2 protein-coding genes are annotated in these 3,439 nt (G+C 73.8%); both read left to right on the top strand.

From position 1 onward, the window contains the following. The first annotated feature begins 84 nt into the window (after positions 1–84). Positions 85–1,461 (top strand): NAD(P)/FAD-dependent oxidoreductase, encoded by a 1,377-nt coding sequence (locus tag IE312_RS32585; RefSeq protein WP_189985854.1) that lies wholly within the window; start codon positions 85–87, stop codon positions 1,459–1,461. Positions 1,462–1,594: 133 nt separating this feature from the next. After that, positions 1,595–3,247 (top strand): ATP-binding SpoIIE family protein phosphatase, encoded by a 1,653-nt coding sequence (locus IE312_RS32580; protein WP_189985853.1) that lies wholly within the window; start codon positions 1,595–1,597, stop codon positions 3,245–3,247. Positions 3,248–3,439: the final 192 nt, after the last annotated feature.

Below are 3,439 nucleotides of genomic sequence, written 5' to 3'. Positions count from 1 at the left end.
CCGGCCGGACCCGCGCACACCCGTCCGCCGGTCACACAAATTGCCGGGGCTGTGGACAAACACCAGCGCCGGGTGCGTCATGGGATGGTGAAGGAACGTGCGCGCATTCTGGTTGTCGGCGGCGGCTACGTCGGGATGTACACGGCCCTGCGCCTCCAGCGGAAGCTGAAGGCCGAACTCAGACGGGGCGACGTGGAGATCACGGTCGTCACCCCGGACCCCTACATGACGTACCAGCCGTTCCTCCCCGAGGCCGCCGCCGGCTCGATCTCCCCGCGCCACGTCGTCGTACCGCTGCGCCGCGTCCTGGACCACTGCCACGTCGTCATCGGCGAGGTGACCTCCGTCGACCACGGCGTCCGCACCGCCGCCGTCACCACGCTCGCCACCGCCGAGGAGGGCACCACCGAACTCCTCGACTACGACGAACTCGTACTCGCCCCCGGCTCGGTCGCCCGCACCCTGCCCATCCCCGGCCTCGCCGAGTACGGCATCGGGTTCAAGACCGTCGAGGAGGCCATCGGGCTGCGCAACCACGTCATCGAGCAGATGGACATCGCCTCCTCCACCCGCGACCCCGCGATCCGGGACGCCGCCCTCACCTTCGTCTTCGTCGGCGGCGGCTACGCGGGCGTCGAGGCCCTCGGCGAACTGGAGGACATGGCCCGCTACACCGCGCGGTACTACCACAACCTCCGCCCCGAGGACATGAAGTGGATCCTCGTGGAGGCCACCGACCGCATCCTCCCCGAGGTCGGCCCGGAGCTGGGCCGCTACACGGTCACCCAGCTGCGCCGCCGCAACATCCAGGTGCTGCTCGACACCCGCCTGGAGTCCTGCGCCGGCCGCGTCGCCGTCCTCAGCGACGGCCAGCGCTTCCCGACCCGTACGGTCGTGTGGACGGCCGGCGTCAAACCGCACCCGCTGATCGCCGCCACCGATCTGCCGCGCACCGACCGCGGCCGGCTCCGCTGCACCGCCCAGCTCACCGTCGACGGCACCGAGCACGCCTGGGCCGCGGGCGACGCGGCCGCCGTACCCGACGTCACGGCCGCCGAACCCGGCACCGAGACCGCCCCCAACGCCCAGCACGCGGTCCGCCAGGCCAAGCTGCTCGGCGACAACATCGTGCACTCCCTGCGCGGCGAACCCCTGGAGACGTACGCGCACGCCTACGTCGGCTCGGTCGCCTCCCTGGGCCTGCACAAGGGCGTCGCCCAGGTCTACGGGCGCCGGCTGAAGGGCTACCCCGCCTGGTTCATGCACCGCGCGTACCACCTCAGCCGGGTGCCCACCTTCAACCGCAAGGCCCGGGTGCTCGCCGAATGGACCCTCGCCGGGCTCTTCAAACGGGAGATCGTCTCGCTCGGTTCACTCGAACACCCGAGAGCGGAGTTCGAACTCGCGGCCGGTGGAAAGCCTCCTCACAGCCCCTCCGACGACCCGAAGGGGTCGTCCTGACCGGACCCAGGAACTCCACGGCCCGCGCCGGCGTCTGACGGTTGTCGCCCGCCGCGGCCCGCTCCCTGCCAGACTGCCCTACGACGTCGGACGGGCCACCCGCCCGCCCTAGCACCCACGAGGCTTTCCCCAAGTGAACTTCACGCGCTGGAGCGCCCGGCTCCCCGGAACGCAGCGCCGCGCCGCCGCGCGGACCGAGACGGCGGCCACCCCGGACCGGCGGGGAGAAGGCTCCGTGCCCGCGGCCCGCGCCGAACAGTCCGCCGACGGCACACCCCCGGTGCCCGCCGTCGACGAACTGCCCGCACGGGACGTCCTGGACCGCGTCCCCGCCCTCGTCGCCCTCGTCCACGGCCCCGACCACCGCATCTCCTACGTCAACGACGCCTACACGGCGGCCTTCGGCGCCCGCCCCACCTGCGCCCCCGCCCGCGAAGCCCTGCCCGAACTCGCCGAACTCGGCCTGCTCCCGCTCCTCGACCAGGTGCTGCGCAGCGGCAAGCCCCGCACCCTGAAGTCCCGCAAGGCCGTCGACGGCCGCTCGTACACCTTCACCTGCACCCCGGTCGCCGAGGACGGCGACCGCGACGCCGGCGTACTCGTCTTCGCCACCGACGTCACCGACCACGCCGAGGCAGCCGAACGCCTGCGCGCCAGCGAACGCCGCCAGCGCGAGACCGCCGTCACTCTTCAGCGCTCCCTGCTCCCGCAGGAACTCGAACAACCCGACGACCTGCGCATCGCCGCCACCTACCACCCCGGCGGCACCGAGGCGGCGGTCGGCGGCGACTGGTACGACGTGATCACCCTCGGCGGCGGCCGGACCGCGCTCGTCATCGGCGACGTCATGGGCCGCGGGGTGCGCGCCGCCGCCGTCATGGGCCAGCTGCGCACCGCCGTCCGCGCCTACGCCCGCCTCGACCTGCCCCCGCACGAGGTGCTCCAGCTCCTCGACGGCCTCGCCGCCGAGATCGACGCCAACCAGATCGCCACCTGCGTCTACGCCGTCCACGACCCCAACGAGGGACGCCTGGTCTACGCGTCCGCCGGCCACCTGCCCATCCTCGTCCGCGACGAGAACGGCACGGTCTCCCGCGCCGACGAACCCACCGGGCCGCCCCTGGGCACCGGCGGCTGGATCCACGCCTCCGGCTCCATCGCCCTCGGCCCCGGCGCCACCGCCGTCCTCTACACCGACGGCCTGGTCGAACGCCGTGACGCGGACCTGGACGAGGGCATCGCCGCGCTCGAGGGCGCCCTCGCCGGCGCGACCGGCACCCCGCAGGTCGTCTGCGACCGCCTGGTCCGCTCGGCCGGCGTCACCGCCGACCACGACGACGACGTGGCCGTCCTCGTCCTCCAGCACCCCGCGCGCACGGGGCCCGACGGCGACCTCTTCCGCAACGCGGCCCTGGAACTCCTCGGCGGCGTCGAAGCGGCCCCCCGCGCGCGTGCCTTCGCCTCCGGCGTCCTCACCAGCTGGCGCTTCCCCGCCGAACTGCACGACCTCGGGGTCCTCGCCACCAGCGAACTGGTCGCCAACAGCCTCCAGCACGGCACCCCGCCGATGCGGCTGCGGCTCCGCCGCACCGACCGCCGCCTCATCGTCGAGGTCACCGACGGCGACGACCACCTGCCGAGACGGCGCCGCGCCGAACCCGGCGACGAGTCCGGCCGGGGCATCGCGATCGTGGCGACGATCGCCTCCCACTGGGGCTGCCGCCGCACCCCCGGCGGCGGCAAGGCGGTCTGGTGCGAGTTCGTCCTGCCGGAGGCAAAACACTGACGAGCGGCGGCCCCGGCGGGCGCGGCGGTCCGGCGGCACGCGCGCCCGGTGCTAGAAGCTGACCATGACAGACGGATCCGGCCCGCTGAACGGCGCACCCGAGGGGCCCGAGGGCTACGACACCTGCTGCGCCCCGATCGTGGCACCGTTCACCGGCGAGCTGCTGGACGCCGTGGACCTGCGTCCCGGGGA

Origin of the sequence: Streptomyces capoamus (assembly GCF_014654935.1) — a bacterium.
Lineage (GTDB): Bacteria > Actinomycetota > Actinomycetes > Streptomycetales > Streptomycetaceae > Streptomyces > Streptomyces capoamus.
This window is presented reverse-complemented; position numbering and strand designations above follow the sequence as displayed.